Source organism: Vibrio sp. M250220 (assembly GCF_036533795.1).
GTDB lineage: Bacteria > Pseudomonadota > Gammaproteobacteria > Enterobacterales > Vibrionaceae > Vibrio.
Map to the genome: position 1 here is coordinate 1 of NZ_JATABI010000172.1, position 700 is coordinate 700.

The following is a 700-nucleotide window of genomic DNA, read 5'->3' on the forward strand; positions in this document are numbered from 1 at the left end:
CCTGTCTACCGTTCGATTAGGTATGGAAGTCCTCAGGCGACCAGACTACGAGATTACTACACAACACCTCTTAGCAACGGCCATGGCTCTAGCTGAGCAGCTCTTAAAAGATGGCTATGCACTGGCGGATTTATGAGGGGATCCCTCAGGGCTTAGTGAGAATACAATCAACCCATTTTAAGCGATTAATTTTTATTAATATATCGCTCAGCATTTGCAAATAACTTATCACATAATTTTTTATGAGTGAGATACTCCGAAGAACCTTCCGTCATAGACTCGAGAACTTCTTTCGCTTCTTGATACTCTTTTACCATTGCAGCAAATCGTTCTTCGAAGTTATTTTTCTGGGCTTTTTTGCTTGATTTTTTAACAGGTTTTCTCATATATCTTCTTACCTTATAGATCCCAAAGTTTTTTCTCTTCTCGTTCTAGCAATATGTTTTCAATTCTTTTTCTGATCTTATGAATATTGTTAGAACTTTCATCCGAACCAGTGCTTTTACCTTTGTCCGGTTTGGGGGTAGTACCCTTCGATGGCTTTTTCAATTCTCAATCTCCTTCTCTATTTTGGATATAAAAATCGCCCAAAACCTTCCCGTACGAATCTTTAATTTGACCAGAACTTTCAAGTTCACAAAACGAAAAACTCAGGTCAAAATCGCTAGTATTTAATCTAGGAAGAATATGACGTTTTAGT

General features: G+C 37.7%; 1 protein-coding gene and 1 pseudogene. One reads left to right on the forward strand and one right to left on the reverse strand.

Features of this window, described 5'->3' with window-relative positions; all coding sequences use genetic code 11:
* Positions 1-136, forward strand: a pseudogene (locus QTN94_RS20205) (IS4 family transposase); the annotation flags it as partial.
* Positions 137-185: 49 nt separating this feature from the next.
* Here QTN94_RS20205 and QTN94_RS20210 read toward each other — a convergent pair.
* A complete protein-coding gene (locus tag QTN94_RS20210) occupies positions 186-386 on the reverse strand; it encodes a hypothetical protein (protein ID WP_138971672.1) in 201 nt (66 codons plus the stop codon).
* Positions 387-700: the final 314 nt, after the last annotated feature.

Excerpts from the sequence above, each read along its gene's own strand:
- QTN94_RS20210 (WP_138971672.1), bottom strand. The coding sequence starts at position 386 with ATGAGAAAACCTGTTAAAAAATCAAGCAAAAAAGCCCAGAAAAATAAC.